The organism is Corynebacterium sp. HMSC034E11 (assembly GCF_001835905.1).
GTDB classification, from domain to species: domain Bacteria; phylum Actinomycetota; class Actinomycetes; order Mycobacteriales; family Mycobacteriaceae; genus Corynebacterium; species Corynebacterium coyleae.
On the sequence record NZ_KV826397.1, the window covers coordinates 74,952 to 99,775 of the forward strand.

General features: G+C 60.8%; 22 protein-coding genes and 1 rRNA gene. 11 read left to right on the plus strand and 12 right to left on the minus strand.

The features are described from left to right. Nucleotides 1–161 precede the first annotated feature (161 nt). Both sepH and HMPREF2690_RS06630 read left to right on the plus strand, forming a co-directional pair. Nucleotides 162–1,076 (plus strand): septation protein SepH, encoded by a 915-nt coding sequence (gene sepH / locus HMPREF2690_RS06625; RefSeq protein ID WP_070570966.1) that lies wholly within the window; start codon nt 162–164, stop codon nt 1,074–1,076. Between the two features lie 3 nt (nt 1,077–1,079). Beyond that, the gene (locus HMPREF2690_RS06630; RefSeq protein ID WP_070820464.1) at nt 1,080–1,919 is read left to right on the plus strand and encodes a DUF6928 family protein; all 840 of its coding nucleotides are present in this window, start codon (nt 1,080–1,082) and stop codon (nt 1,917–1,919) included. Nucleotides 1,920–1,933: 14 nt separating this feature from the next. Here HMPREF2690_RS06630 and HMPREF2690_RS06635 read toward each other — a convergent pair whose 3' ends face one another. From HMPREF2690_RS06635 to HMPREF2690_RS06645, 3 genes are all read right to left on the minus strand, one after another. After that, nucleotides 1,934–2,734 (minus strand): TrmH family RNA methyltransferase, encoded by an 801-nt coding sequence (locus tag HMPREF2690_RS06635; RefSeq protein WP_070820465.1) that lies wholly within the window; start codon nt 2,732–2,734, stop codon nt 1,934–1,936. Continuing rightward, a complete protein-coding gene (locus HMPREF2690_RS06640; protein ID WP_070820466.1) occupies nt 2,735–4,180 on the minus strand; it encodes an NCS2 family permease in 1,446 nt (481 codons plus the stop codon). 91 nt (nt 4,181–4,271) lie between these two features. After that, the gene (locus HMPREF2690_RS06645) at nt 4,272–4,946 is read right to left on the minus strand and encodes a DUF3027 domain-containing protein (RefSeq protein ID WP_083319437.1); all 675 of its coding nucleotides are present in this window, start codon (nt 4,944–4,946) and stop codon (nt 4,272–4,274) included. A gap of 39 nt (nt 4,947–4,985) precedes the next feature. On the opposite strand from HMPREF2690_RS06645, the gene HMPREF2690_RS06650 reads away from it, so the two are divergent. Both HMPREF2690_RS06650 and HMPREF2690_RS06655 read left to right on the plus strand, forming a co-directional pair. Further along, nucleotides 4,986–5,783: a glutaminyl-peptide cyclotransferase gene (locus tag HMPREF2690_RS06650; protein WP_070820467.1), complete on the plus strand. Its 798-nt coding sequence runs from the start codon at nt 4,986–4,988 to the stop codon at nt 5,781–5,783. A 15-nt stretch (nt 5,784–5,798) separates the two neighbouring features. Then, a complete protein-coding gene (locus HMPREF2690_RS06655) occupies nt 5,799–6,296 on the plus strand; it encodes a DUF2771 family protein (protein ID WP_070421465.1) in 498 nt (165 codons plus the stop codon). Here the strand turns inward: HMPREF2690_RS06655 and HMPREF2690_RS06660 are convergent, their stop codons facing one another. After that, the gene (locus HMPREF2690_RS06660; RefSeq protein ID WP_070421466.1) at nt 6,297–6,680 is read right to left on the minus strand and encodes a cold-shock protein; all 384 of its coding nucleotides are present in this window, start codon (nt 6,678–6,680) and stop codon (nt 6,297–6,299) included. It lies immediately after the preceding gene. Nucleotides 6,681–6,964: 284 nt separating this feature from the next. Between HMPREF2690_RS06660 and HMPREF2690_RS06665 the strand changes: the two genes are divergently transcribed. Continuing rightward, nucleotides 6,965–7,696 (plus strand): resuscitation-promoting factor Rpf1 domain-containing protein, encoded by a 732-nt coding sequence (locus tag HMPREF2690_RS06665; RefSeq protein ID WP_070421467.1) that lies wholly within the window; start codon nt 6,965–6,967, stop codon nt 7,694–7,696. A gap of 120 nt (nt 7,697–7,816) precedes the next feature. Here the strand turns inward: HMPREF2690_RS06665 and HMPREF2690_RS06670 are convergent, their stop codons facing one another. Then, the gene (locus tag HMPREF2690_RS06670; RefSeq protein ID WP_092101852.1) at nt 7,817–8,011 is read right to left on the minus strand and encodes a hypothetical protein; all 195 of its coding nucleotides are present in this window, start codon (nt 8,009–8,011) and stop codon (nt 7,817–7,819) included. 53 nt (nt 8,012–8,064) lie between these two features. Between HMPREF2690_RS06670 and HMPREF2690_RS06675 the strand changes: the two genes are divergently transcribed. Further along, nucleotides 8,065–10,098 (plus strand): helicase-associated domain-containing protein, encoded by a 2,034-nt coding sequence (locus tag HMPREF2690_RS06675; protein ID WP_070614194.1) that lies wholly within the window; start codon nt 8,065–8,067, stop codon nt 10,096–10,098. Here the strand turns inward: HMPREF2690_RS06675 and HMPREF2690_RS06680 are convergent. Further along, nucleotides 10,095–12,911, minus strand: a complete 2,817-nt coding sequence (locus HMPREF2690_RS06680) for an FAD-binding and (Fe-S)-binding domain-containing protein (RefSeq protein WP_070820468.1) — start codon at nt 12,909–12,911, stop codon at nt 10,095–10,097. The two genes, HMPREF2690_RS06675 and HMPREF2690_RS06680, sit on opposite strands and share 4 nt — an antisense overlap. A 55-nt stretch (nt 12,912–12,966) precedes the next feature. Between HMPREF2690_RS06680 and HMPREF2690_RS06685 the strand changes: the two genes are divergently transcribed. Beyond that, on the plus strand, nt 12,967–13,845 hold the full coding sequence (locus HMPREF2690_RS06685; protein WP_070820469.1) for an ABC transporter ATP-binding protein: 879 nt from the start codon (nt 12,967–12,969) through the stop codon (nt 13,843–13,845). Next, nucleotides 13,845–15,038, plus strand: coding sequence for an ABC transporter permease (locus tag HMPREF2690_RS06690; protein WP_070820470.1), 1,194 nt, complete (start codon nt 13,845–13,847; stop codon nt 15,036–15,038). The genes HMPREF2690_RS06685 and HMPREF2690_RS06690 overlap by 1 nt, the downstream gene beginning before the upstream one ends. Here the strand turns inward: HMPREF2690_RS06690 and HMPREF2690_RS06695 are convergent. Beyond that, complete coding sequence (locus HMPREF2690_RS06695; RefSeq protein WP_070820471.1) at nt 15,035–15,247, minus strand: type II toxin-antitoxin system ParD family antitoxin; 213 nt, start codon at nt 15,245–15,247, stop codon at nt 15,035–15,037. The genes HMPREF2690_RS06690 and HMPREF2690_RS06695 overlap by 4 nt on opposite strands. A 43-nt stretch (nt 15,248–15,290) precedes the next feature. Here HMPREF2690_RS06695 and HMPREF2690_RS06700 point away from each other — a divergent pair, with 43 nt between their 5' ends. Both HMPREF2690_RS06700 and HMPREF2690_RS06705 read left to right on the plus strand, forming a co-directional pair. Continuing rightward, on the plus strand, nt 15,291–16,931 hold the full coding sequence (locus tag HMPREF2690_RS06700; protein ID WP_070820472.1) for a DNA repair helicase XPB: 1,641 nt from the start codon (nt 15,291–15,293) through the stop codon (nt 16,929–16,931). A 10-nt stretch (nt 16,932–16,941) separates the two neighbouring features. Next, complete coding sequence (locus HMPREF2690_RS06705; RefSeq protein ID WP_070820473.1) at nt 16,942–17,586, plus strand: DUF3239 domain-containing protein; 645 nt, start codon at nt 16,942–16,944, stop codon at nt 17,584–17,586. 321 nt (nt 17,587–17,907) lie between these two features. Here the strand turns inward: HMPREF2690_RS06705 and HMPREF2690_RS06710 are convergent, their stop codons facing one another. The 4 genes from HMPREF2690_RS06710 to HMPREF2690_RS06725 form a co-directional block, all read right to left on the minus strand. After that, nucleotides 17,908–18,873, minus strand: a complete 966-nt coding sequence (locus HMPREF2690_RS06710) for an asparaginase (protein WP_070820474.1) — start codon at nt 18,871–18,873, stop codon at nt 17,908–17,910. A 130-nt stretch (nt 18,874–19,003) separates the two neighbouring features. Beyond that, entirely contained in the window at nt 19,004–19,735 is a 732-nt protein-coding gene (locus tag HMPREF2690_RS06715) for a hypothetical protein (protein ID WP_070820475.1), read from the minus strand. A 16-nt stretch (nt 19,736–19,751) separates the two neighbouring features. After that, on the minus strand, nt 19,752–20,456 hold the full coding sequence (locus HMPREF2690_RS06720; protein ID WP_070770883.1) for a DUF5058 family protein: 705 nt from the start codon (nt 20,454–20,456) through the stop codon (nt 19,752–19,754). Nucleotides 20,457–20,465: 9 nt separating this feature from the next. After that, entirely contained in the window at nt 20,466–22,772 is a 2,307-nt protein-coding gene (locus HMPREF2690_RS06725) for a penicillin acylase family protein (protein WP_070820476.1), read from the minus strand. A 33-nt stretch (nt 22,773–22,805) separates the two neighbouring features. On the opposite strand from HMPREF2690_RS06725, the gene HMPREF2690_RS11685 reads away from it, so the two are divergent. Continuing rightward, entirely contained in the window at nt 22,806–23,816 is a 1,011-nt protein-coding gene (locus tag HMPREF2690_RS11685; protein ID WP_256380950.1) for a LysR family transcriptional regulator, read from the plus strand. A gap of 721 nt (nt 23,817–24,537) precedes the next feature. On the opposite strand, the gene rrf is transcribed toward HMPREF2690_RS11685, so the two are convergent. Beyond that, a 5S ribosomal RNA gene (rrf, locus tag HMPREF2690_RS06730) occupies nt 24,538–24,655 on the minus strand. Nucleotides 24,656–24,824: the final 169 nt, after the last annotated feature.

Here is a 24,824-nt window from a genome sequence, read left to right on the forward strand (position 1 = left end):
ATGCTGCGATTGTCCTGGATGTACCACATATTTTTATGGCGTCATTGGTCGTATTGGGATGGTATCGCTTTGCGCCGTCGGGTGTCTTGGGGCTGGTTGCCTGATGTGGGCACGTGCGTCCGATAGGCTTAGTTTTCGTATTGCCAGGCGGAAGGAGTCCTATGCGCGAGCTTGTTTTCTTGGAAGACGAGTCGACGGAGACGTTTTTTGTGCTCCGCGACGAGGAGGGTGTGCGCTATCAGCTTGCCCGTGAGGAGCTTGCGCCGTTGCTTATCGACGACTCCCCCGCCCCGGAAGAACCAGCCACCGATACCGAGGTGACTGAGGAAGAGCAGCCTGCGCAACCGGTGGCACCCGCCCCGGAGCCGCGCCCACTGCCGGAGCCGGATCCGCTCTACGCCACTCCGTTGTCGATGCGTCCGAACGAGATCCAGGCACGCATCCGCGCCGGCGCGACCGCCGCGGAGTTGGCAGAAGAGATGGGTGTGGCCGAAAGCCGCCTCGAGTCCTATGCCCACCCGGTACTGCTTGAGCGCGCCCAGGTTGCGGAGGCTGCGAAGCAGTCCCATCCGGTGCGCGAGGATGGCCCGGCGAAGCAGACGTTGTTGGAGATCCTGGCTACCTCCTTTGCTGCCCGTGGTCACTCGATTTCCGATGCGGAGTGGGATGCTACCCGCGAGCAGGGCGACACCTGGGTTGTGCGCGTTACCTGGCAGGCGGGCCTGACGGAGAACGAGGCCCTGTGGTCGTTTAAGCGCTCCATGGGCGCCGCGGCCCAGACTGAGGCGCGCAACGCTATGGCTGCGGATCTGACCGATCCAGATTTCGCCCAGCCGGTGCGCTCGCTGTCTGCGGTGCGTTCCTTGCACGGCGAGCAGGATGAGGATGCGCCAGCCGCGCCCGTCGAAATCCTTCAGGATGCACCCGCCGAGGAGGGCGAGGTGCTCGAGGGCGATTTCCTGCGCCACCCGGATGAGGAGGAGCAGCCACAGAAGCGTCGTCGCAAGTCGGTGACGCCCCACTGGGAGGACGTGCTGCTCGGCGTGCGGACCAACACGAAGCGTCCGAAGCGGTAAGCCATGAGTTTCAACGCCGTTGTCACGTTGTGGTTTGTCAACACTGCTGAACCTGCGGAGGTGTTGCGTCGTGAGCCGAAGGCCGACCGCGGGTTTGGCCGAAAGCTGCTGGCTCAGGTGAATCCGGCGTGGCCAATCACGCCGATTGGGTCGTTTCCGTTGAACCGCTCGTCGGTGCCTGGCCGCGACGAGTTTTATATTGCGGGCTTCCCGGGGATTTCGGTGGTGCGCATGCGTGTGGACGTCACTGAGTTGTCCTCCCCTACCCAATGGCACACCGCGCTTCCGGCGGCGGACGTGTTCGTTATCGCGCTGGGTACGGATAGCGACTTTGGCGGCTTCGCCCACTTCAATGGCGAGAAGGTGTCGCGCAGTTTCTGCGCCACCCGCACCAGTGTTATCGAAGACATCGGCCTACCCGAGCCGTTTGAGGCCCCCTACTGGGCGGGCGAGAAGGCGGAACAAGCAGGCGGGATCGCGCTGCCGTTTGAGCCGAAGGACCTTGCGCTTGCCGCCGAGGAAGCCTGGCTGGGTGCGGAGATCGGCCAGAACGGCCCGGACATCAACGTGGTGGGCTATGCCGTTGACGGCCGGCCTGAGCCGAAGATTGAGGAGCCGAAGCCGGCCACCAAGTCGGTCAACGAGGTCGCAGCGAAGTTCGCGGAGCGCGATAAGGCTTACGACGACTACGAGGCCGAGCAAGAGAAACAAGAGGGCGACGAGTTCGCCGAGCTGGCGGACGCGTCCGTCGCCGCCGCGAAGCGCATCGGCCGGGGTGTGCGCCGCCGTGCGGTGCAGTGGGCGTCTGCGCTGAAGGAGCGCATCCGCCACATCGACCGCTAACCGGGCTAGCCCGGTTAGCGCATGCGCTCGTAGAACGCGATCGCGGCCGAGGTGGCCACGTTCAGCGAATCGGTGCCCGGCGCCATCGGAATCTTGGCGCGCACGTCGGTAGCACGCATGGCGTGCGGGGTCAGCCCCGGGCCTTCCCCACCAACAAGGAAGGCAACTTTGTCGTGGCCCTGGATGGCTTCTTTAAGTTCGACGGCGTCGTCAGCGGGGGTCAGTGAAATGAGCCACCAGCCGTCGTCGTGAAGTTCGGCGAGCGAGCGCTGCCACGTCGTCGGGGTGCCCTCCAGGTGCGCGAACGGGGTGCGCAGCACGTGCCCCATGGACACGCGCACGCTGCGCCGGTAGAGCGGGTCGGCGGTCGCCGCCCCGAAAAGCACGCCGTCGACCCCCATGCCGGCGGCGTTGCGGAAGATGGACCCGATGTTTTCGTGGTCGCCTACACCTTCCAGGATGACTAAGGTGCGCGCCCCGTCGATCACCTCGGAAACGGTGAGCGGCTCCGGCTTATCAGCAGAGACCAACAGGCCGCGGTGCATGTCGTATCCGGCGACCTCCCCCATGATCTGGCGGGTGATCTCGTAGACCGGGATGCCGCGGCGCGACAACTCCTCGCCGTAGTCGGCCATGAAGGACTCGAGCCGTCCCCCGAAGCCGAACACGGCGCGCACCGGGAAGCGCGACTCGACCAACCTGCCTGCCACCAGCGGGCCTTCGGCGAAGACAAGGGTTTTCTCCTTGTCGGAGTGCTTCAGGTCGCGGATGTCGTCGAGACGGGGGTCGAGGGGGTCGTCGATACGCAATTGCATTTAGCTAATCGCTGCCATGATCGGGCCCTGCGCGAAGTACACGACGAACAGGGCGGAGATGAGCCACATGATCCAGTGGATGTCCTTCGCCTTGCCGGCGAACAGGGACAGCAGCGCAAACGAGATGAAGCCGACGCCGATGCCGTTGGCGATGGAGTAGGTCAGCGGCATGGTGACGATGGTCAAGAATGCCGGCAGCGCGACCGAGAAGTCGTTCCACTTGATCTGGCCGACCTGCATCATCATGAGCGCACCGACGACAACGAGTACCGGTGCCGCGGCCTCGATGGGCACGACCTCGTAGAGCGGGGTGAAGAACATTGCGAGCAGGAACAGCACACCGGTGACCACGTTGGCCAGGCCGGTACGAGCGCCGTCGGCGATGCCTGCCGAGGAGTCCACGAACACCGTGTTCGACGACGCCGAAGCGCCACCACCCACGACTGCGCCGAAGCCTTCGACAACCAGGGCACGCTTCATGTCGGGCAGGACGCCGTCATCAGCGGCGAGGCCAGCCTGACGGCCAAGGGCGGTCATGGTGCCCATGGCGTCGAAGAAGTTGGCCAGCACCAGGGTAAACACGAGCAGCGACGCGGAAATGACGCCGATGTTGATGAACGCGCCGAACAGGTCGATGTTGCCCACGATGGACAGGTCCGGGATGCCGCCGAAGGAATCCGGCAGCTCCGGCACGGCCAAGCTCCAACCCTGCGGGTTGTCTGCGGAAGAACCGGAACCCGTGATTGCCTCCACAATCATGGCGACGATGGTGGTCAAAATGATGCCGATGAACAGGCCGCCGCGCACGTTGCGCACAACCATGAAGCCACAGATGAACAGGCCGACGATGAAGACGAAGGTCGGCCAGGACGCGATCGAACCGCCGGTGCCCAGCTGGACCGGGACGGTGGTCATGGCGGCGTCCGGGATGCGGCGGACAAAGCCGGCGTCCACGAGACCGATGGTGGCGATGAACATGCCGATACCGACACTCATGGCCACCTTCATCGAATTCGGAATGGCGTTAAACACGGCGGTGCGGAAACCGGAGATGGCCAGCAGCACGATAATGATGCCGTCGATAACCACCAGGCCCATCGCTTCCGCCCAGGTCAGACCCTGCTGGCCCACCATGGTCACGGCGACGAGCGTGTTAATACCCAAGCCGGCGGCGATGCCGAAGGGGTACTTGGCAACCAGGCCGAACAAGATACACATCACGCCCGCAGCCAAGGCGGTGGCGGCCGCTACCTGCGGGATGCCCAGCACGGTGCCCTCGCGGTCGGGGCTGGTGCCGATGATCAGCGGGTTGAGTAGCACGATGTATGCCATCGCGAAGAAGGTCACTACCCCGGCACGCACTTCGGTGCCCACCGTGGATCCGCGCTCTGTGATGTGGAAGAAGGCGTCCAGCCCGCCGCGCGGCTGCGGCTGGTCCTTATTCATTTTTGCTCCCGTGGTCGTACTCACGGGGGCTTAGCTTTTCACTCTCCCTGGGCAAACGCAACTATTTTGCTGCCCCAGTGATTGGAATTACTTAGGAGTTATCTACTTCCGTGTCCGAGTGCGCGCCGCAACCGTAGGAAGACGCAACGACATGGCCGTCGGCGGAATACTCGTTGGTACAAGCACCGAAGTGCTCCCCCACCGGTTCCGCCATGGGGATATAGAAGGCGCAGGTGCGGCACGACAGGGCTGCCTTTTCGGCAAACTCGCTGTTTGGCCCGTAGTCGCCAGTGCGCCAGCGGTACTTCGCGTCCTCCAGGCCTTGTTTGGTCAGGTAGTGCTTGGTTTCGCGGCCCGGGAAGGTAATGGCGTCGCGGGCAAAGGAATCGTCGGTGACGCGTTCGTCGTCAGGCAGGAGCTCCAGCACATCGCCTGGGCCCAGGTCGCCGGGGCGCAGCCGCTCGGAGTACGGCACCCAGTCGGGCGCTTCGAGCGCACCTTGGGAGGGCACGAGCGCGACCTCGTTGACGGTGACCGCGTTGGAGCCGTCCGCGCAGGCGATGACGGCGTTCCATTCCCACCCGGCGTATCCGGGCACGTCGGCTTCGAAGCGGTGCGTGGCAACATTGCGGGTCAGCCCGGTAACACCGATGTGTTCGCCGATGTCGCCGTCTGCGATTTCTTCAAGCGCCTCGAGCGCAATAGCTATTGCATCGTTGCCAAGCAACGGGTTGCGGGAGCGAGTGCGTTTTCTGGATCGTGACACGCTTACCCATTATGCGCGATGTAGTGCAGGATGTAACCCATGGGTCATCGTGAAGCTTTGTCCGCTCTGTCTGTTATCGCTGCGCTTTCGGGCGGTTTGCTTGCTGGCTGCGCGCCGGAGTCGTCCACCCCAAGCGTCGAGCACCTTCGCGCCGAGGTGATCGAGCGCCTCCCGTTCGACCAGACCAGTTTCACGCAGGGCCTCGAGGTCACCGCCGACGGCAACCTCTACGTTGGCACTGGCCAGGAGGGCGAGTCGCGCCTGTATACCCGCACGGTTGCGGGCGAGGAGCTCGCGTCGGTGGATTTGGATCCGCAGTTTTTCGGCGAGGGCATTACGCGTATCGACGACACCCTGTGGCAGTTGACGTGGCTCGACGGGACAGCGATTCGTCGCAACGCAGAAACGCTCGAGGAGATCGGCCGCGCCTCCTATCAGGGCGAAGGCTGGGGGCTGTGCTCACGCCCGGAAGCGAACGAGGTGATCTTCTCCGACGGCACCGAAGAGCTGCGCCGCATGGATCCGGAAACGCTCGAGGAGCGCGAACGCTTCACCGTCACGCTTGATGGCGAGCCGGTGGCGGGCCTCAACGAGTTGGAGTGCGTCGGTAACGATGTCTACGCCAACGTGTTCACCACCACCGACATCGTGCGCATTGACGCGGAAACGGGCGAGGTCACCGCACGTATCGACGCCTCCGCCCTGCCCAATAACGCCACCGACGACCCGAACCACGTCCTCAACGGCATCGCCCACATCCCGGGCACTGACGAGTTCTTCCTTGCCGGCAAGCGCTGGCCGGACATGTACCGGGTGCGCTTTGCCCAGGCTGACTAGTTAGGATTTCTCGCCATGGCACAACGTTCAGGCAGCAAGCAGTGGAAAACCATCGTGGTCGCCCTCGTGGGCGTCCTGGCACTCGTCGGCGTGGTCTACGCCGTCATGGAGTACCAGCGCACCCGCCCCACCACTCCGGTCGATGAACTGACGGTGTCGGTGGCTGCCAACGGTGAGCGCGAGGACATCGGTGTGTACACCGTGTGTGAGTTGGACGAGGAGTGCGCCGGCGGTGATGCCCCCACCATGCAGCGCGGCGAGGGTGATGTGGTGGTTACGGTTCCGGACGAGATTGCGTCGAATAGCTGGCGCCTGCTGCTCATTTACGACGACCCGGAGGCCAACTCCGAGCGCGTCTTCACCTCCGGCGAGGCAACCGAGGAGACCGTGCCGGCTACGACCGAGTCCGGCGCGAAGCTCGTCGTTGCCGAGGTAACCACCCTGGACATTAAAAAGGGCGATGACGGGGAGGAAACCCCTGTCATCGCCACATGGTCCGTGGGCTTTAACTAATTACGCATCCAGCTCGCGCGCCACGGCCCGCAGGATCTCCGCCACCTGGCGGCCTTCCTTGCGGTCCGGGTAGCGGCCGTTGGTCAAAGCAGGCTGGACCTGGGTCTCGATGAGCGTCATCACGTCCGCGAGCATGCTTCCCAGCTCCTCCGGCTTACGGCGGTGCACTGGGCGGCGCTTCGGGGTATCCAGCACCTTCACGCGCAGCGCCTGCGGGCCGCGACGGCCTGCGGCGAAGTCGAACTCGATGCGCTGGCCTGCGACCAGCTCCTCAACTCCCTCAGGCAGCACGGACTTACCGATGAAGACATCCTCGTCTCCCGGGTTGGATGCGAAGCCGAACCCTTTTTCGGCGTCGTACCATTTCACCTTTCCGACAGGCATGGCGCTCTCCTTCCGTAACGCATCACTTATGCAGTATCACTCGTGCAGATGTACCGCCAGTAAGTAAAACAAAATCAAAACCTTACTATTTCCGCCCGAAAATCAAGCAGTTCACGATAGTGTGACCCAGAACACATATTTTGCATGTCACGCCTTCGAGCTGGGGAAATGTGAGGCTTTTTCGAGTATTGCGCCCCAAAACGACACCGTTACGTGACACAATCGTTATACAACGTTAGGCTGTCCCGAGAAATTGGCGGTCAACGATGAGAGGAAACGAAACAATGGGACGCCACTCTAAGAAGACCACCTCCATGGGCAAGAAGGCTCTGGCAGGTTCTGCAGCAGCAGCTGCACTGGCTGGCATTGTTGCCCCGCAGGCAACCGCAGCACCGGATTCCGACTGGGACAAGCTTGCACAGTGCGAGTCCGGCGGCAACTGGGCTATCAACACCGGCAACGGCTACTACGGTGGCCTGCAGTTCTCCTACGGCACCTGGCTGGCATACGGTGGCGGCGAGTTCGCCCCGACCGCTAACCTGGCAACCCGCGAGCAGCAGATCGCTGTCGCCGAGCGCACCCTGGCAGGTCAGGGTTGGGGCGCATGGCCGGCTTGCTCCGCTCGCTACGGCCTGAACTCCGCGCCGACCAACCGCGACGCGCAGGTATCCAAGCCGGCCCCGCAGCCAGCACCGGCACCGGCACAGCAGGCCGCTCCGGCTCAGCCGGCAGCACAGGCCCAGGCTCCGGCCGCACAGTCCCCGCAGGTCGATGCCCTTTACGCACAGGTGCGTAACGCTATCCAGGCATTCGGCTTCCAGGTTCCGGCTTCCGTGCAGTCCAACTACGTTGCTAACCGCAACGACTACAGCGCGTTCTACGCTGCAAACCAGCCGCTGATCGACGCTGCCCTCTCCGGCGACTTCGCAGCCGTGGCAAACCTGGTCGGCGCTAACTTTGCCAACCAGGTCAACAACACCGTTGCTTCCGTGCAGCAGTCCTTCCAGGCTCGCTAAGCAATAGCGCACAGCAATCGTCCGCCCCGTTCAGGTTGTGAACGGGGCGTTTGCCTTTGCCACCCCACAACAAAAACCGGCACGGTCAGGCACCGTGCCGGTTTTTTAAGTTCCGCTGGTTTAGCGGTTGATGCGCGTCGTCGGGTGGACGTAGCCCGTCTCTTCTGCCGGCATCGGCAGGATCAGGTCGTCGCCGAACGGGCTGGAAGCACCGGTTAACGTCGAGGTGATCTCGGTGACCGGGTGCAGGTTACCTGGGGTATTAGCGGGCCATGCGGGGTTTGCGCGCCCAATCTTCTTCACATCTTTAGCCATGCCCCTCATTCTTTCACGCCGGAGACAAAAACGCACGTAAACTCACCCCCGCAATGTCTACGTTCCCTAAATTCTTGAGTTCGCTCGATGACGACGCGCTGCACGCCCTCATCGAGGCACGCCCGGATGCCTTCTTCCCCGCCCCGCCGTCGGTGGGCTCACTCGCGACCAGGCTTGGTCTTCCCGGGTCGGCGTCGCGCGCGTTGCGTCTCCTCAACGCCGCGGATCTGGCGGTGCTCGAGCAGCTCGCGGATGCCGGAGCGGAGCTTGAGCCTGTGAACGCCACCGGCTTCGGCTCCACTCACCACCTGCGCGAGTTGGCGCTCGTGTTTGGTCCGGATGAGGCGTTGCGTATCGCCCCCGGCACGCTGACTGCCCTGCCTCCCGGTTGGCGCGTGACCGATACGCTGCCGCCCGGCGCGACCGAGGCGCTGGCGTCACTGCCTGCGCGTGAGCGCAAGGTGTTGGACACCCTTGCGGCGTCCGGCGGGGTGGGCACAACCGCGGCGGCTGCACCCGATGCGGACCCGGATGCGCCGGTGTCCAAGTTGCTCGCGCTTGGTCTGCTTGTGCGCGTCGACGAGACCACGGTGCGCCTGCCCCGTCCGGTGCGCGACGCGATGCGTGGCGCAACGCCGCGCGTGTTCCCGCTTGCACCACCCGCCGTACCAGAGATCGATCAGGCCGCTATCGACGAAACCGCAACCGCCCAGGGCCTCGACGCGGTGCGCCAGATGCGCCAACTGGTCATGACGCTGATGGATACCCCGGTGGTACTGAACAAAGACGGCACTGTCGGCGTGCGCGCGGCGGCAAACCTGGAGAAGGCACTTGGGTTCGACCCGAGCTTGCTTGTCACCGTCGGCGAGTCCGCGGGTCTTGTCGGCCGCGGCAACGTCGACGATGAGGATGTGCTCGCCGCCACTCGCGACGCCCTGACCTGGCTTGACGCGACACTGTCCGATCAGTGGGCGATCGTGCTCGCCGGCTGGGTGGCCTCCCCGTGGCGCGTGGATACAGGGGCGAAGTTGCTTAGCGACGACGCCCACGCCCCCGCGCTTCGCCACGCCCGCCTCACCATGCTGCGCCACGCGGGCGACATGGACAGGATGCTCTTCCACGCCCCGCTGGAATCGTCGGGGTTCTCCGACAACCTCATCGCCGCGGTTGTCCGGGAAGCCGAATTCGTCGGCGCGCTGGCCAACCAAGCGCAGCCGACCCCGACGTTAGCCCTGATCAACGGCGAAGACGTCGCTGCAGCAACCGCCACGCTCGTGCCCGCCTCGGTGGACACGTTGATCGCCCAGGCCGACATGACGGTGCTAGCCCCGGGCCCGTTCGAGCCCGCAATGGCCGGGTTCATCGAGCGCATCGCGGATCTGGAGTCGCCTGGTCTTGCCAGCGTGTGGCGTATCTCGGAGGCCTCGGTGCGCCGTGGCCTGGACAGTGGACTGACCGCCCCGGAGATCCACGGCTGGCTCGCAGACCACGTACTTGGCGAGGTCCCCCAGGCCATCACCTTCATCATCGACGACACCGCGCGTACCCACGGCGCCATCCGCGCCGGCGAAGCGCTCTCCTACATCCGCTCAGAGGACCCGGCGCTCATCGCTACCGCAGCAGAGAAGTTAGGCCTGCGGGTCCTCGCCCCCACCGTCGCCATCTCATACCTGCCGCTGGCAAAGCTCATGACGGCGCTGCGCACCGCAGGACTACAACCCACCGCAGAGGACGACCAGGGTGTTTCCGTCAACATGGCTCCCGAGCCCGCCCTGGTTGCGCCGACGCCATCGACGCTTCCGAAGTCGCGGAGGGTGGCGCCGGAGCAGGTGCGTGCGATCGTCGCAAAGCTGCGCTCTGCCGAAAGCACCGATGCTGGCAGCGGGGATGCGTTTGAAACGCTGCGCGCGGCGGCGCGGGCGCGCAGGCACGTCACCGTGGGCTACGTAGATAAGCAAGGGCGCGGCAAGACGATCACTGTGCTGCCGCTGAGTGTCACTGCGGGCCAGGTGGACGCGCTCGACGAAGCGAAGGACCGGGTCGTGCGCATCGCCCTGCCGCGGGTGACAAAAGTGGTGCTGGCCTAGCGGCTGGCGCGCTCCAGGATTTCCAGGATGTGCTCGTAGTCCGCGCCGGTCGCGGCCGTCAGGCCCAACTCGCAGGTGCGGTTGGACGACGCGTGGCACGCCGAGCCGAACTCCTTGGCCTGTGCAGCCTCCCGCTTCGTCGCGGCGTGGGTGAGTTCGGGGTGCAGCATGCCGCGGTCACCCGCGTAGCCGCAGCAGTTCCACTCGGCCGGAACGTTTACTTCCTCTGCAGCGGCGGCCGCAACGTGCTTCAGCGTATCGACGATACCCAGGTGGGTTGCCGAACACGTCGGGTGCAGCGTCACCGACGGCACCTTGTGGTTGACCGTGAGGCGATCGAGCACGTGCTCGTCGACAAACTCGATGGCGTCGATGACCGTGATGCCGATGTTTTCAGCCATGTCGCGGAAGCCGTGCGTGCAGCTCGACGCGTCCACCACGACCGGCAGGCGCCCGCCGTCGGTAGCGGCGATGAGCTGGTCGTTGACACGGCGCTGCATGATGTCGTGGCCGGTGCTCATGCCCTTCGAGGTCCACGGGGTGCCGCAGCACATGCCGTCGATACCCTCCGGAACGACGAGGGACAGACCGGCGCGCTCGACGAGTTTCGCAAACGCCTCCGAGGCACCGACGCCATCGCCCTGCGGGCCGAACATGGAGTTCACACACGCCGGGACGAACACGCCAACAGGCTCCGCGCCCGGCGCGCCGACCTTCGTGCCGAATGCCTTGGAGCGCTTCACGCCACCCTTGGAGAGTTCCGGGCGATACTGCGGGACGGTGTCCTCGCCCACGAGCGCGCGGGCAACGTCAGTAACCTTCTGCACCAGGCTCGTCGGCATGACGTACGCACCGGTCAACGCTGCGGAGGCCAACGTGTTGCCCGGGCCCCACGCCTTCGCGGCGGCCGCCCAACCAGCGGACTTCACAGCACCGGCCTGGCCGCGGCGCAGCGACTTGATGAACTTGCCGGTGTCAATACCCACCGGGCACGCGGTGACACACATGGAGTCCACCGCACAGGTGTCGATGCCGTCGTACTGGTAGGCCTCGTCGATGTGCTTAACCAGCTCCATGTCGCCTTCCTGCAGCGCCTTCGCACGTGCGCGGCGCACGACGATGCGCTGGCGCGGGGTCATGGTCAGGTCGCGCGAGGGGCACACCGGCTCGCAGTAGCCACACTCCACACAGGAGTCGATTTCGTCTTCCACCTGCGGGTTGAGCTTGAAGTTCTTCATGTGTTCGCGCTCGTCGTCAGTGATGATCACGCCCGGGTTCATCACCCCGCGCGGGTCGGCGATGCGCTTGAGCTGCACCATCACGTCGTAGAGTTCCTCGCCGTACTGACGGCGCACGTACGGCGCCATGACGCGGCCGGTGCCGTGCTCAGCCTTGAGGTTGCCGCCGGCGCCGAGCACGAGGTCCACCATGTCCTCGTTGAAGCCGTCGTAACGCGTGAGGTTCTCGTCGCCCTCGAAGCGGTCGGTGATCAAAAAGTGAATGTTGCCGTCCTTGGCGTGGCCGAAGATGACGGCGTCGTCGTACCGGTAGGCGTCGAAAAGCTGCTGCAACCCGCCGCAAGTGTCGGCGAGGTCTTCGACGGGCACCGCGATGTCCTCAAGCAGCGCGGTGGTGCCGGACGGGCGCGCCTCCGCGACCTGGGCGTAGAGGCCCTTGCGGAACGCCCACGCCTTGGCGGCCTCGATGGGGTCGGTGCTGAACTGCGCCGGGGTCTGCAGGTCGAACTCGCGCAGGAGTTTGGAGCCAGCCTGCTCGTATTCGCGCAGCTGCTCGGCCTCGTTGGCGTGGTATTCGATGAGCAGCGCCGCCTGGCCGCCAAGTTCGAAGCCGGTGATCTGCTCCGGCACCGAATCAAAGGTGCGGCCGACCTTGATGGAGCGCGAATCCATCAACTCCAGCGTCGCCGCCTTCGACTCAAACAGGGCCGGCAGGGAGCGCGTCGCGGCGTCCAGCGTCGGGTAGACCGCGATGGTGGTCGTCTTCAGTTTCGGCACCTCGATGGTGCGCAGGACGGCCTCCGCGATGAACGCGAGTGTGCCCTCGGATGCGACCAGCAGGTGCATGAAGATGTCCAGCGGCGAGTCGTAATCCAAGAACGAATTCAGGCTGTAGCCCATCGTGTTTTTCAGCGCGAAGTGGCGCTCGATGATGTCTACGGATTCCTTGTTGTCGCGCACGCGTCGCTTGAGCTTCTCAATCGTGTCCACGAGCTCCGGCTCTTGGCGCGCGAACTGCGCCTCCGCATCCGGGTGAGCCGTATCGATCACCGTGCCAGACGGCAGGACGAAGGTGACGGACTCGATGGTGTTATAGGTGTTGAACTCCGTGCCGCACGCCATGCCGGAGGAGTTGTTGGCAATCACGCCGCCCATCGTCGCGGCGCCCTCGGACGCCGGGTCCGGGCCGATCTTGCGGCCGAACGCGGCCAGGTGCGCGTTGACCTGGCGCACCGTGGAGCCGGGCTGGACGCGCACGCGCTTGCCACCGTCAAGCACCTCCACGCCGCGGAAGTGCTTACGCACGTCCACCAGCATGCCCGCACCGCCTGCCTGGCCAGACAGCGAGGTACCGCCGCCGCGCAGCACCACCGGGGCGCCGGAGGATGCCGACGCGCGGAACGCCGCCGCAACGTCGTTCGCGTTGCGCGCCTCCACCACCACATCCGGGGTGTAGAGGAAGTGGGATGCGTCGTGGGCGTACTTGATGCGGTCGATCGGGCGCGTGGACAGCGCCTCGTCGGCGCCGAGTTCGCGGGCCAGATGCGCCGCAGGGGATGAGATGGTTGCAGTCATGAGTTCATGGTAAACCCGCCCTGAGCGAAGTCGAATCCTTTGCTAATTTTGTCGGGTGACTACATTTCAGATTCAGGACCTTCACAAGCGCTTCGGCGACGTCCAGGCCCTCGACGGAATGGACTTCACCGTCCACGATGGGGAAATGTACGGTTTCGTCGGTTCCAACGGCGCCGGAAAATCGACGACGATGCGCATCGCATTAGGAGTGCTCAGCGCCGATTCTGGCGAGGTGCTCCTCGATGGGCGCCCGCTTGACGACGACTCCCGTCGCCGCATCGGTTACATGCCCGAAGAGCGCGGCCTCTACGGCAAGGAAAAGATCCTTGATCAGTTGATCTTCCTGGCCAAACTCCACGGCGTGGACGGCGCAGCCGCCAAGCAGCGCGGCACCGAACTGCTCGAGGAGTTGGGCCTCGGCGAGCGGCTCAACGACAAGCTCGACGACCTCTCCCTGGGCAACCAGCAGCGCGTGCAGTTGGCCGCATCGCTGATCCACGACCCGGAGGTGCTCATCCTTGACGAGCCGTTCTCCGGCCTGGACCCGGTTGCCGTGGACGTGATGAGCACGATGCTCACCGACCGCGCCCGCGCCGGCGTGCCAGTCATCTTCTCGTCGCACCAGCTCGATTTGGTGCAGCGGCTTTGCGACCGCATCGGCATCGTCACCCGCGGCCGCATGGTGGCCGAAGACACCGTCGATGAGCTGCGCTCGGGCGGCCCGGTGCGTTTCCGCGTCGGCACGCAAGCGCGCGGCTGGATCCCCGCAACCGCCACGCTTATTAGCGACACCCCCACCCACGTCATCGTCGAAACCACTTCCGCCGACAACGACCAGGACATCCTCCGCGCCGCCATGGCCGCAGGCCCCGTCCACGAGTTCACCCGCGTCGTGCCGGATCTGGCCGAGCTGTTCAAGGAGGTTGTGAAGTAATGAAGACCTACTCCCCCATGCACACCATCACCACCACCGCGAAGCGCGAGGTGCAGATTCTGCTGCTGAAGAAGGGCGTCATTGTCACGCTCGTGATCATGTTGCTGGCCATTCTCGGCATGATCGGCTTCGGCTCCTGGATGCAAAACAAGGGCGAAACGGAAGCAGAGGCCGGCGGCCCGGCCGTTGCCGCTGTGGGTATCGCAGAGCAGCTTCTCGACGACGCCGGCTACGACGCCCGCACCGCCACCGACCGCACCGAGGCCGAACAGTTAGTCCGCGACGGCGACGTGCAGGCCGCCCTGATCGTCGAGGGAGACACCTGGGAAGTCCTTGCAGACGGCTCCCCCTCCACCACCATCCTCACCGGCCTCGACGCCCTCTCCCAACAGCAGGCGCGCGCCGAAACCTTAAGCACCCTGGGCATTAGCCCCGCCGATTACGAGGCTGCCTCCCCGCAGATCGACGTTGTGCCGGTGGACATCAACGACACCGAAGGCGACGACACCGCAGAGCAGTTGACCCGCCTGCTGACCACCTTCTTCGCGCTGATCATCGTCATGTTCACCGTGATCACTTTTGCCGCCCAGGTGGGCAGCCGCGTCACCGAGGAGAAGTCGTCGCGTGTCGTCGAGCTCATCTTGGCCTCCGTTCGCCCGCTGGACTTCCTCGCCGGCAAACTGCTGGGCACCGTCATCTTCGGCTTCCTCGCCACCGCGGTGCTGCTCGCCGTCGGCGGCATCGGCCTGAAGGTCTCGGGGCTTATCGACGACGTCGAAATCGACTGGTCCGTCTTCCCCATCCTGCTTGTCGCCTGGCTGTTGTCCATGCTGTTCTTCGGCGGCCTCTACGCCGCCGCCGGCGCGATGGTGCAGCGCACCGAGGACCTGCAGTCCACCCAGATGCCGATCCTGATGCTGCTGATGGCGTGCGTGTACATCTCGTCGTTTGGTTGGTCCAACACCGACTCAACCTTCATGCAGGTCGTGAGCTGGATCCCGCCGTTTTCGATCTTCAGCGCGCCCTTGACCTACGCAGCTGGCGACTTCACCGCCATCCAGCTCGCGGGCTCCTTCGCGCTCGCTGCGGTCACCACTGTGCTCGTCGTGTGGGGTGCCGCCGGCATTTACAAGCGCACGATCCTCAACAACGGCAGCGTAACCAAGTGGTCACAGGTGCTCCGGAGGGGTTAGCGCAGTTCGTCGATAAACGCCTTCGCGTCAATGTCGCCGTTCTCCGCGGCCTTGCGTAGCGCTTTAAACTTCTGCTCCCGCTCCTCCACCAGTCGCAGACCTTCGCGCAGCACTTCGCTGGCGGAGGCGTAGCGGCCGTCTTCAAGTAATTCGGCAATGAACTTGTCGTATCGTTCCCCGAGGACAACGGATGTATTTTTCGCAGCCATGCCCGTAGACTACCAACGCCTACGAACAGGAGGAGTAGATCGCATGGCTCTCGGCGACGGCCCGCTTATCGTCCAGTCGGACAAGACTGTGCTGCTCGAGGTCGCACACCCGGACGCACCCAAGGCCCGTGCTGCGCTCGCCCCGTTTGCGGAGCTCGAGCGCGCACCTGAGCATATCCACACCTACCGCATCACCCCGCTCGCGTTGTGGAACGCACGCGCTGCCGGCTTCGACGCGGAGCAGGCCGTTGACGTGCTCGAACGGTTCTCCCGCTTCCCCGTCCCGCAGCCGCTGCTCGTGGATGTTGCGGAGACCATGGCGCGCTACGGTCGCCTCAAGCTGGTCAAGCACCCCGCGCACGGGCTCATCCTCGAGGCGGACGACCCAGCGATCCTCACCGAGGTCACCCGCTCCAAGAAGATCATTCCGCTGGTCGCATCGCGTATCGACGACACCACCATCCCCGTCCACCCATCCGCCCGCGGCCAAATCAAACAGGAACTGACCAAACTCGGCTGGCCTGTGGAGGACCTCGCCGGCTACGTCGATGGCGAGTCCCACCCGATTGCACTCAACCACGACGGTTGGGAGTTGCGCGACTACCAGCAGTACGCCGCCGAGTCCTTCTGGGAAGGTGGCTCCGGCGTCGTCGTGTTGCCGTGCGGCGCGGGCAAAACCATTGTGGGTGCGGCCTCGATGGCGCAGGCGCAGACCACCACGCTGATCCTGGTCACCAACACCGTCGCGGGCCGCCAGTGGCGCGACGAGCTGCTGCGCCGCACCACGCTCACGCCCGAGGAGATCGGCGAATACTCCGGCGAGAAGAAGGAGATTCGACCGGTCACCATCGCCACCTACCAGGTGGTCACCCGTAAAACGAAGGGCGAGTACCGCGCGCTCGAACTTTTTGATTCCCGCGACTGGGGCCTCATCATCTACGACGAAGTCCACCTCCTGCCCGCCCCCGTCTTCCGGATGGCCGCCGACCTCCAGTCGCGCCGCCGCCTGGGCCTGACCGCCACCCTGGTGCGCGAGGACGGCCGCGAGGACGACGTGTTCTCCCTCATCGGCCCCAAGCGTTACGACGCCCCCTGGAAAGAACTCGAAATGGCCGGCTACATCGCCACCGCCGAATGCGTCGAAGTGCGCACCACGCTTGGCGACGACGAACGCCTCACCTACGCCACCGCCGAAACCCGCGAACGCTACCGGTTGGCGGCGTGTTCGAAGGCGAAGCTTGGGGTCGTCGATAAGCTGCTTGCAAAACATGCGGGCCAGCAGACCTTGATCATCGGCGCCTACGTCGACCAACTCGAGGAGATCGCCGCGCGAATCGACGCCCCACTTGTCGACGGCAAAACCACCACCAAGAAACGCGAACAAGCCTTCCAGGCTTTCCGCGACGGCGAAATCTCCACCCTTGTGGTGTCCAAGGTGGCGAACTTCTCCATCGACCTGCCCGAAGCCGCCGTGGCCATCCAGGTCTCCGGCACATTCGGCTCCCGCCAAGAGGAAGCGCAGCGCCTGGGCCGGCTGCTGCGCCCGAAGGCCGACGGCGCAGAGGCCGTGTTCTACACCGTGGTCGCCCGCGACACCCTCGACGCCGAATACGCCATCCACCGCCAGCGCTTCCTCGCCGAGCAGGGCTACGCGTATCGACTCGTCGACGCCTCCGACCTCTAAACTCTTCCCCATGAAGGTTTTCAAGTTCGACGTCGACGAAGAGTATGCAAAGCAACACAACGAAATGATCCGCGACACCCGCAGCCTCGTCGCTTCGGGCGTCGCCCTCTTTGTGATCTCGCTCGCCGGCGCCGCAGCCGTCTGGTTCTTCGTCGACCCCGAATCCCCCTGGCACACCCTAGGCACGTACGGCCTCGCCCTCTTCGGCCTGATGATGCTCGTCGTGGGCCTGCTCATCCCCCGCAGCGTGGGCAAGACGCAAGAACTTTACGACGCCAACCCGCTGGCCCCAGCCATCATCACCGAACGCGTCGGCACCACCATCACCCTGACCGCCCTGGTGAACATGAACGTCGAGCCCTCCCTGCCGCCCCGCTGGGGCATCACCTCCCGCGTCTATCACCCGATCCCGAACACTTCCGACAAGGTGGGCACCAAGGTCCCCGTCGCCGCCGTCGGCGCGCAGCGCTCCGCCCAGAACAAGAAGATGTGGCAGATGGTCACCCCGATGCCGATCGCCTGGGGCACCCCGGACGTCGCCGTCATCGACGAGGCCCGCAACGCCGTACCCGGCGACCAGTGGTCCAAACTCGAGCGCGCCCGCAAGAAGAAGGACCTCCTCGAGCAGTCCAAGAACACCGTCGTGGAGTTGTAGTTCTCTGTTTGTTTTTTGAGGTTGTTGGGGCTGTTGGGAGCGCTTGGCTGTTGGGGGGGGCTGTTCGGCCCCTGCCGCCCCGAGTGCTCGGCCCACTCCATCCCCCATTTCTGCAGGTACCCAGCGTAACCCTTCTTCCTGCCGCCACCCATTGACCTTGCCGACAGCCCTACCCTGCACGCCGATGCAAAACCGTACATCACACCATTCGCCGACCTGGGCGGAGTGTAAAATCATGCAGCCAGCTGAGCTACATTTTGCACCGGTGTCAACGGGAACCCGCGCTTCTGTCTAAAACTCCAAGTCCCCTAGCAGAGCATCTCAACCGCGCAAACGGATAAATCTTTCGCGGAACGCCTGAAAATTTTCTGCGGTACTTGCGGCGACTGCGGCCAACACCCTAGCCTGAAAAACGCTTAGGGTTCCTGCAGTAATTGCCCCTGCTCTGACCAGGTCAACACCTCCACCGTTCCCATACATCGGAATCACTGGACCTTCTTCAACGCGTGTTGCAAGAATAACGGGAATATCCGATTCAGCAGTTTTAGCAATAGCCTCTTCAAACCCTATTCCCGCATTGCCAGAACCACAGCCTTCAAGAACTATTGCCGTAGGATCTGTAGCGCGTGCCGCTTCAAATAGGACTGTATCGGTTCCAATGCCATAGGTAATGATTGGAATGTTTCCCTCAGAAAACTTTCCAGCATCGAAGTCAAGAGTCTCGTTCGTCTCAGGCAAAGCAACGAGCGTAAAGGCGTCTTCGTAAACCTCCCCTACTTTCGTTCCGGTGAATGCCTGCGACTGGATCGTGTGACACTTCCGAACCCCTCGAGCGTTCCAAACATTTCCTGCAAAACACACCACAGCTCCGAGGTTACGAGCCCTCGGCGATGCAGCAACCGTCAAAGAATCTTGGAGATTCCGTGGTCCATCAGAGTCTGGTGTATCGAAAGTACGTTGGGCACCAGTAAGCACGATAGGCTTATCAGTCGCAATTACAAGGTCAAGAAAATAAGCAGTTTCCTCCATCGTGTCTGTCCCGTGCGTGATCACGGCACCAATGCAATCAGAGTCCTTGAGAGATCGGTTTACGACATCGGCAATCACTGACAAGTCCTCAAATGTGAGACGGTAGCTGCCCTCTAAAATGGCATCGACCCGTCTTACTTCCAGATTGCTTTCGGTCCCTAAATCAAACATCTCGGCTGTCACCCCGACGGAAGCTCCATCCTCTGAACGAGTTGAAGCAATCGTTCCGCCAGTCGCAATCAATGCAACGTACGCCATATCCGTCTCCTATTGAGCAAATGCGTTGTTATCGGAAAAGCGCTCTCTTTCTTCTTTTCCCAATTTCATCCATCCCAGTGTCAAGGATCAAGGCACTGGGACTGTGAGGCGAGCAGACTCTCGAGATCGATTAAATCTCAACTCTTCCGGGGACAGTTTCCTTGCCACCATCTTGCGCTTTGCTCGCAGCACGAGAACCGAAAAACATTGATGCGGCGACCGAGCTCAGTACAACAATCGGTAGAGAGAATGCCGTCCAGTCAGGGAAAGCAGGCGCGAAAGCGAATACGATTCCGGCTGCAGTCACAAGCGAAACAAGTGTCGTCGGAATCGACTTAACCACTACAGCCAATTGCACAAAGACTGCACCAATAATCGCGGGAAGAATGTAGTCAAAAGTTGCGCGAACACTCTCAGGAAGAACTGCAATAATCCAGTTGCCGAAAATAGCTACTGCAAGGATCATCACTGCTACGTGAACAATAACAGCACCAGAAATAGCGGCAACTGCTGTTAGCTCTGCTTTCTTCGTACCTGGCTTAGCATCGACTGCTGCTTGTGCTGTCACAGACGCGGGAAGTAACTTGTTAGAGATATTTCCTACGAGCCAGGCTTGATAAGTGCCTGACACTCCCAGCATCGGGAAATAGGTTGCAGGTTCAACAATCCAGTTCGCAGCATAAATTACGGCAACCGCCAAGAAACATGTGCCGAGTACTCCCCACCCCGGGAACAACCCTTCGACCGTGAAGAGGTAGATCGGAGCGGCCATTGCCAGAATCAACCCGAGCCCAACTGTGATTCTGCCCCAAAAATTAATCCGGTTAATGTAAACGTCATCAGACATTGCTTTGGTCGTCATTTCAGATGCTCCTCGATTACGCAGCCACAAAGTATGCAACTGCTAGGCCAATAATCATTGCAAAACCAAGCGCCCACTCTCTGAGCCAACGCATATTCAATCGCTCCGACAACAGTAGGAAGATCACCATTGCACCGGAAGAGCCCGCCATGACGGCCAGGTTCTTCGATCCGCCAGAGGCCTGACTGATAGTCAGGAAGGCAAAAGCACCCAGAAGTGCGCCTCCTGTTAGTGCAGCCATAGCCCATGGCTTCCATTCGCTTAGCTTCTCGGACATCTTGCCCATCGCACTAGTTGCTAGAACTACCTCGAGCATCCAGACTCCTGCGCCCAACGCCATTGTGAAGAAGACCGCGGCGAAAACAACTGCGTCAAAGTTCTCGGTCCCCATCGGTGCATTCATTGATTCAGCGGCAGCATTTGCGGCAGCCAGCTCATACGGCACCGATCCAATCATTCCGATACGCATTAGGACGGGCGGAGTACCGAAGATAGGAATCAGGGACAAGGCCACGATCCCCACTGCCACAGACGGTCCAATCGCTGAAATAGCCCCAGCCCTCATTGCCTGCATAAGTTCTTTATTCTCAATATGGCCTTCCTGGGCATTTTGCTTGGCTAGGCGAAAGAACACGACTGCCTGAAAAACAATCACAGCCATTACGGCTAGCGAAAACATCCACATGGCTGGCGATTGAGCATACGAAATATAATCGGGCATTTTTCTCTCCTATCGCGGCTTCAAAATAATTAGTTGACGGCGGTGTTTTTCAATTAGACCTTTGGAGTACAGCAAAGGAAATGGCTCTCCTTTCACCCATCTGTCCATGTGTTCAAACTGGTATCCAGACGAGAGATCTCCGCTTTGCCCTGGTCCATTAAGCGCAATTGAGTTGTCCCATTCCCCAACGTCAATCGCTACCCTGAATGAGCTGCCATAGATCTGCCTGTAATCCCCCGTACTGGCGTATCCAGCCAGGCCAACTGTCTCTCCACTTCCTGGCACTTCATATTCCCCAGAGCGAACCAACTTTTCTTCTACACCTGCTTCGATGAGCAAATCAGCAAACGCGTGATCGGCGTAGCGCATATGAACATCACCCCAGGGGCAAAGCTTGTCCATGTCGACAAAGGCGTCAAAACTGATAAGTGCATGTTCTACAGCAAGATCAAGCTTCCTTTGGTCGGAGTCAGCCCAATCCCGCATAAGGCTCAAAGCAACTCGAGAATCTCTCTCAGCAGCCAGGTCCGGAATAAGAATCCCAAGAATCTTCTCAGCCTCGCCCTCGTATCCCAAGGTCTTAAGTTGAGAACGCAGGACGGTAGGGACCAAGTGTTCCCAGAAAAACAGTTCCCATGCATGCGCTTGTGTCGACCCAGCCGACATCCGAAAATCCCATGCGTCAACAAGTCTCCCGAGTGCATGGTCCTGAAACTGCGCGACTTGCTTGAGTACGACGATCGTTTCCCGTGCATGCAGGTTTAAATCATCTGCTTGAAAATCAAATGCTTCCCGAATCGTGACCTCTCGTGCGTCATCTAGCCACTCTTTGATACGCCGATAACGGACATCGTCGTACCACTCATAGGAGATATGCACTTCCCGTGGGAATTCTTCTGGCAAAAGATACTGGTTCGCAGTGGCAAAATAGCCGCTATCTTTCGCGAACCCAGGCAGAACATCGTTGTCATAGAAGCCATCCCAAACGTACTGACCATCACCCGGAACCGGGAACAGACCATTCCAATTCTTCCGCTTGGGAATAATGCCACCAGGTTGCCAGGCGATTCTCCCACCAGGTTCGGCAACGATCTGGTTTTCAGGCGGAGCACACCATCGATTCATCGCCTCGAGAAACTCATCAATATTATCGGCCCGCATGTATTCAATAGAACCGAGATAAGGTGCCCCTCCAGGCTCTAGCCAAGCGGCTGCCAGTGATACTGCGACGTGCCTCTCAGGGTCATGATAGATAACTGGACCAAACTCTGAGAAACGGAGAACGACCGTCTGCTCCGGCCCATCGCACGAGTGAATCTCCTCCGTAACTTCTGAGAACTTTCGCCAAGCACCTTCAAATTGATACTCATCTGGGTTATTCGGATTCAGCACATGGACAAAGAGATCTTCCTGGTCAATGGCGAAAATCGTAAGCCCGAACGCGACTTTGCCATTGTGTCCAATAGAAACCCCCGGGAGTAGTGGCTCTCCACCACCTATTACATCGAAGTCCCTACAAGATAGGTGCGCAATATACCGCAATGACGGCATACTCGACGTAACGCGGTGGGGGTCGTTACAAAGAATTGGCCTTCCTGTAGAGGTCAAATCACCAGACAGAACCCAGTTGTTTGAACCATCACTTGGCTGCTGCACACGACCGATTCCAGAGTTGGAATCTTCGGATCGAACAATAGGCCCAGTTCCAAGCCAATAGTCTTTCATCACGTCTTCTGCGAACACAGAAAAATCTAGCCCCTCAGGAACTTCAAACTCTATTGCGGGCTCAAAAAGCTTGCGCAGACTCGCAACTGAGTGGTTCCATTCATGAGCTAACCGCGCCCGTACTGCCTCTTCCGCGGCATTAAAAGACAGAGAATGGGAACGAAGCCTCAGTAGATCCTCTGGCGCCCATTTCTCGGGTAGGTAACCTAACTTTTCGAATTCAAGGGGAAGCGGCATAGCACCACTCACCACCAAATCAATGAAGCCATTCACCCCATTTACAAAACTTGTCACGATAGCTTTCGCATCGTTACCGTAGGCAAGCCACTCAGCACGAAAATCTCCACGGTAGATAAAAAGACGTGCAGCCCTGTCCCATTCCACGAAATCACTACCGAATACCTCGGCGAGCCGTCCGAGCCCTCTTCTTCGGGAAAAATCTAACTGGAACAGACGATCTCGCGCAGCGTTGAAGCCTTGCGCTAGAAAGACATCGTTTTTCGTTGAGCCGAAAATGTGTGGAACGCCCCATTCATCAACATGAATTTCAACCTCATCTTCGAGGTAACGCAATTCGAAATAGTCAGCCATCACACCCTCCTCATAGTGCCTTCGCTTACATCAATGGACCATTTGTGCCTGCGCTCACAATTGGATGCCAGAAAACTAACATCTTGCCGCTATGCTTTGAATAACTATCAACCGTTACCCCCCATACCTCTAGGACATACCTTGGACTTAAGCGAAATTCGGACCCTCCATACTGTGGTTAGCGAAGGGTCGATGAGTCGGGCAGCCAGCTTTCTAGAACTGGCGCAGCCAACTGTCTCCAGACAAATTCGCGCGATCGAAGAAGAAATCGGGACACAAGTCTTCTACAGGCGCTCTACAGGCACTGTTCTCACGCCAGCCGGGGAAGAGTTCGTATCACTTACTAAAGGAATTCTTCTCGAACTCGACAGATCGATAGCTCTCATGAAACTGAGATATTCAAGAAAATCTGTATTCAAAATCGCATGCACACAGACCACAGCGCACGCAATCCTCGCCCCGTTCATTGCCGATGTAAACCCCCCAATCATCGACCTAGTAATCGTTGACGCCACTGAAGCGGACAAGCAACTTGAGACTGGAGCCGACCTGGCCATCACGACTCTGAGACCTCCCCCAGATCGTTGTTCAATGGAGGTTGCTAGCCTAAATATCAGGGTCCAAGCGCCAGATATTGCTATACAAAAAGTATCGAAAGAACACCACTTCATCGATCTAGAAAATTTCAAAGACGAAGAATGGATACTCCCAAGAACCGGCGTGCCCCACGCCGTATTCTCTAAATACAACACACTGAATAGCGAGGTTCGAAAACGTTATGTAACCACGGGGGTAGTTGCACAAAGCCTCGCCGCAAATGGATACGGCTACGCCATAGTTACCGAATTACCCGCTCTAGGGTTAGCAGCAAAAACCGCGCGCGCAAATGGCGAACCAATTACCTGCCCCCTTTTCGCATCCTGGGATACACGGCATGAGGCCGACGAAGAACTACGATCTATCGCAAATCGCTTAGCCTTCTGGTTAAAAAACGCACCCGGAGCAGCTGGAATCACCCCCGAAAATGACGCTTTCGAATCATGACAAAATTACAAAAAGCGCCCCGCAGACGTGCCGACGTTCGCATTTGCCGGAGAGCGTCGTGCAGCATACTACAGACAGGTTGTAGAACTACTCGACTGCCTTTGGCCACATGAAAATTTCTCCACATTGCCGACAAACGTACTCCGCATTGCGGACAAGTGGGGATACACCAACTATTTCGACATGGTTGCTGGGATACCTCTTTAAGAGCACGGTCAAAAACTGGGCTGATGCGACAAGGACAAACTCCGCGTTGCGGACAAGTTGGTAAACACCAACGATTCTGATGCAGTCAACCTCGTCGCCGATACGTCAATAAATGCCCATGACTATGCAGGGGCATAGTGGCGCCCGCTGACCCCTCACCCGCATTGCAGACACTGCGAATCTGCATTGCGGACAAGTGGGTGGTCACCAACGATTCCGGTGCCGGCAACCAAGTTGCGGATACTCCGGCTCCGCGTTGCGGACTAGTTCGTGTGCACCAACGATTCCGGTGCCAGCGATCTGATTGCGGACCTTTGTTCTCCGCGTTGCGGACTAGTGGGGACTCACCAACTAATTCGACACGGTCAGGAACTGGGCCGATGCGACAAGGGCAAATTCCGCGTTGCGGGCTGGTGGGTGTGCACCAACTAATAAGAGGGGTGGGTATGCGTGAAAAACACCCAGGGGCAACCATGCGGTTGGTCCTGGGTGTTTTAGTGTTGTGAAGTTGTTGGGTCGGCGGTAACCTACTCTCCCACTCCCTCCCGGGAGCAGTACCATCGGCGCGGGCGGGCTTAGCTTCCGGGTTCGGAATGGGACCGGGCGTTTCCCCGCCGCTATCAACCACCGACACATCTATAGGGGTTCATAGAGCGTCCATGTGTCGTGGACTGTATTGAGTTCACTGTGACAATTTTGGGTGTGTTGTGTCAGTGACTGCATAGTGGACGCGAACAGTGTTCGATGTGTGGTTTGTTGAAACCGGTTGTTGGTTTGTTTGGTGTATTAGTACCGGTCGCC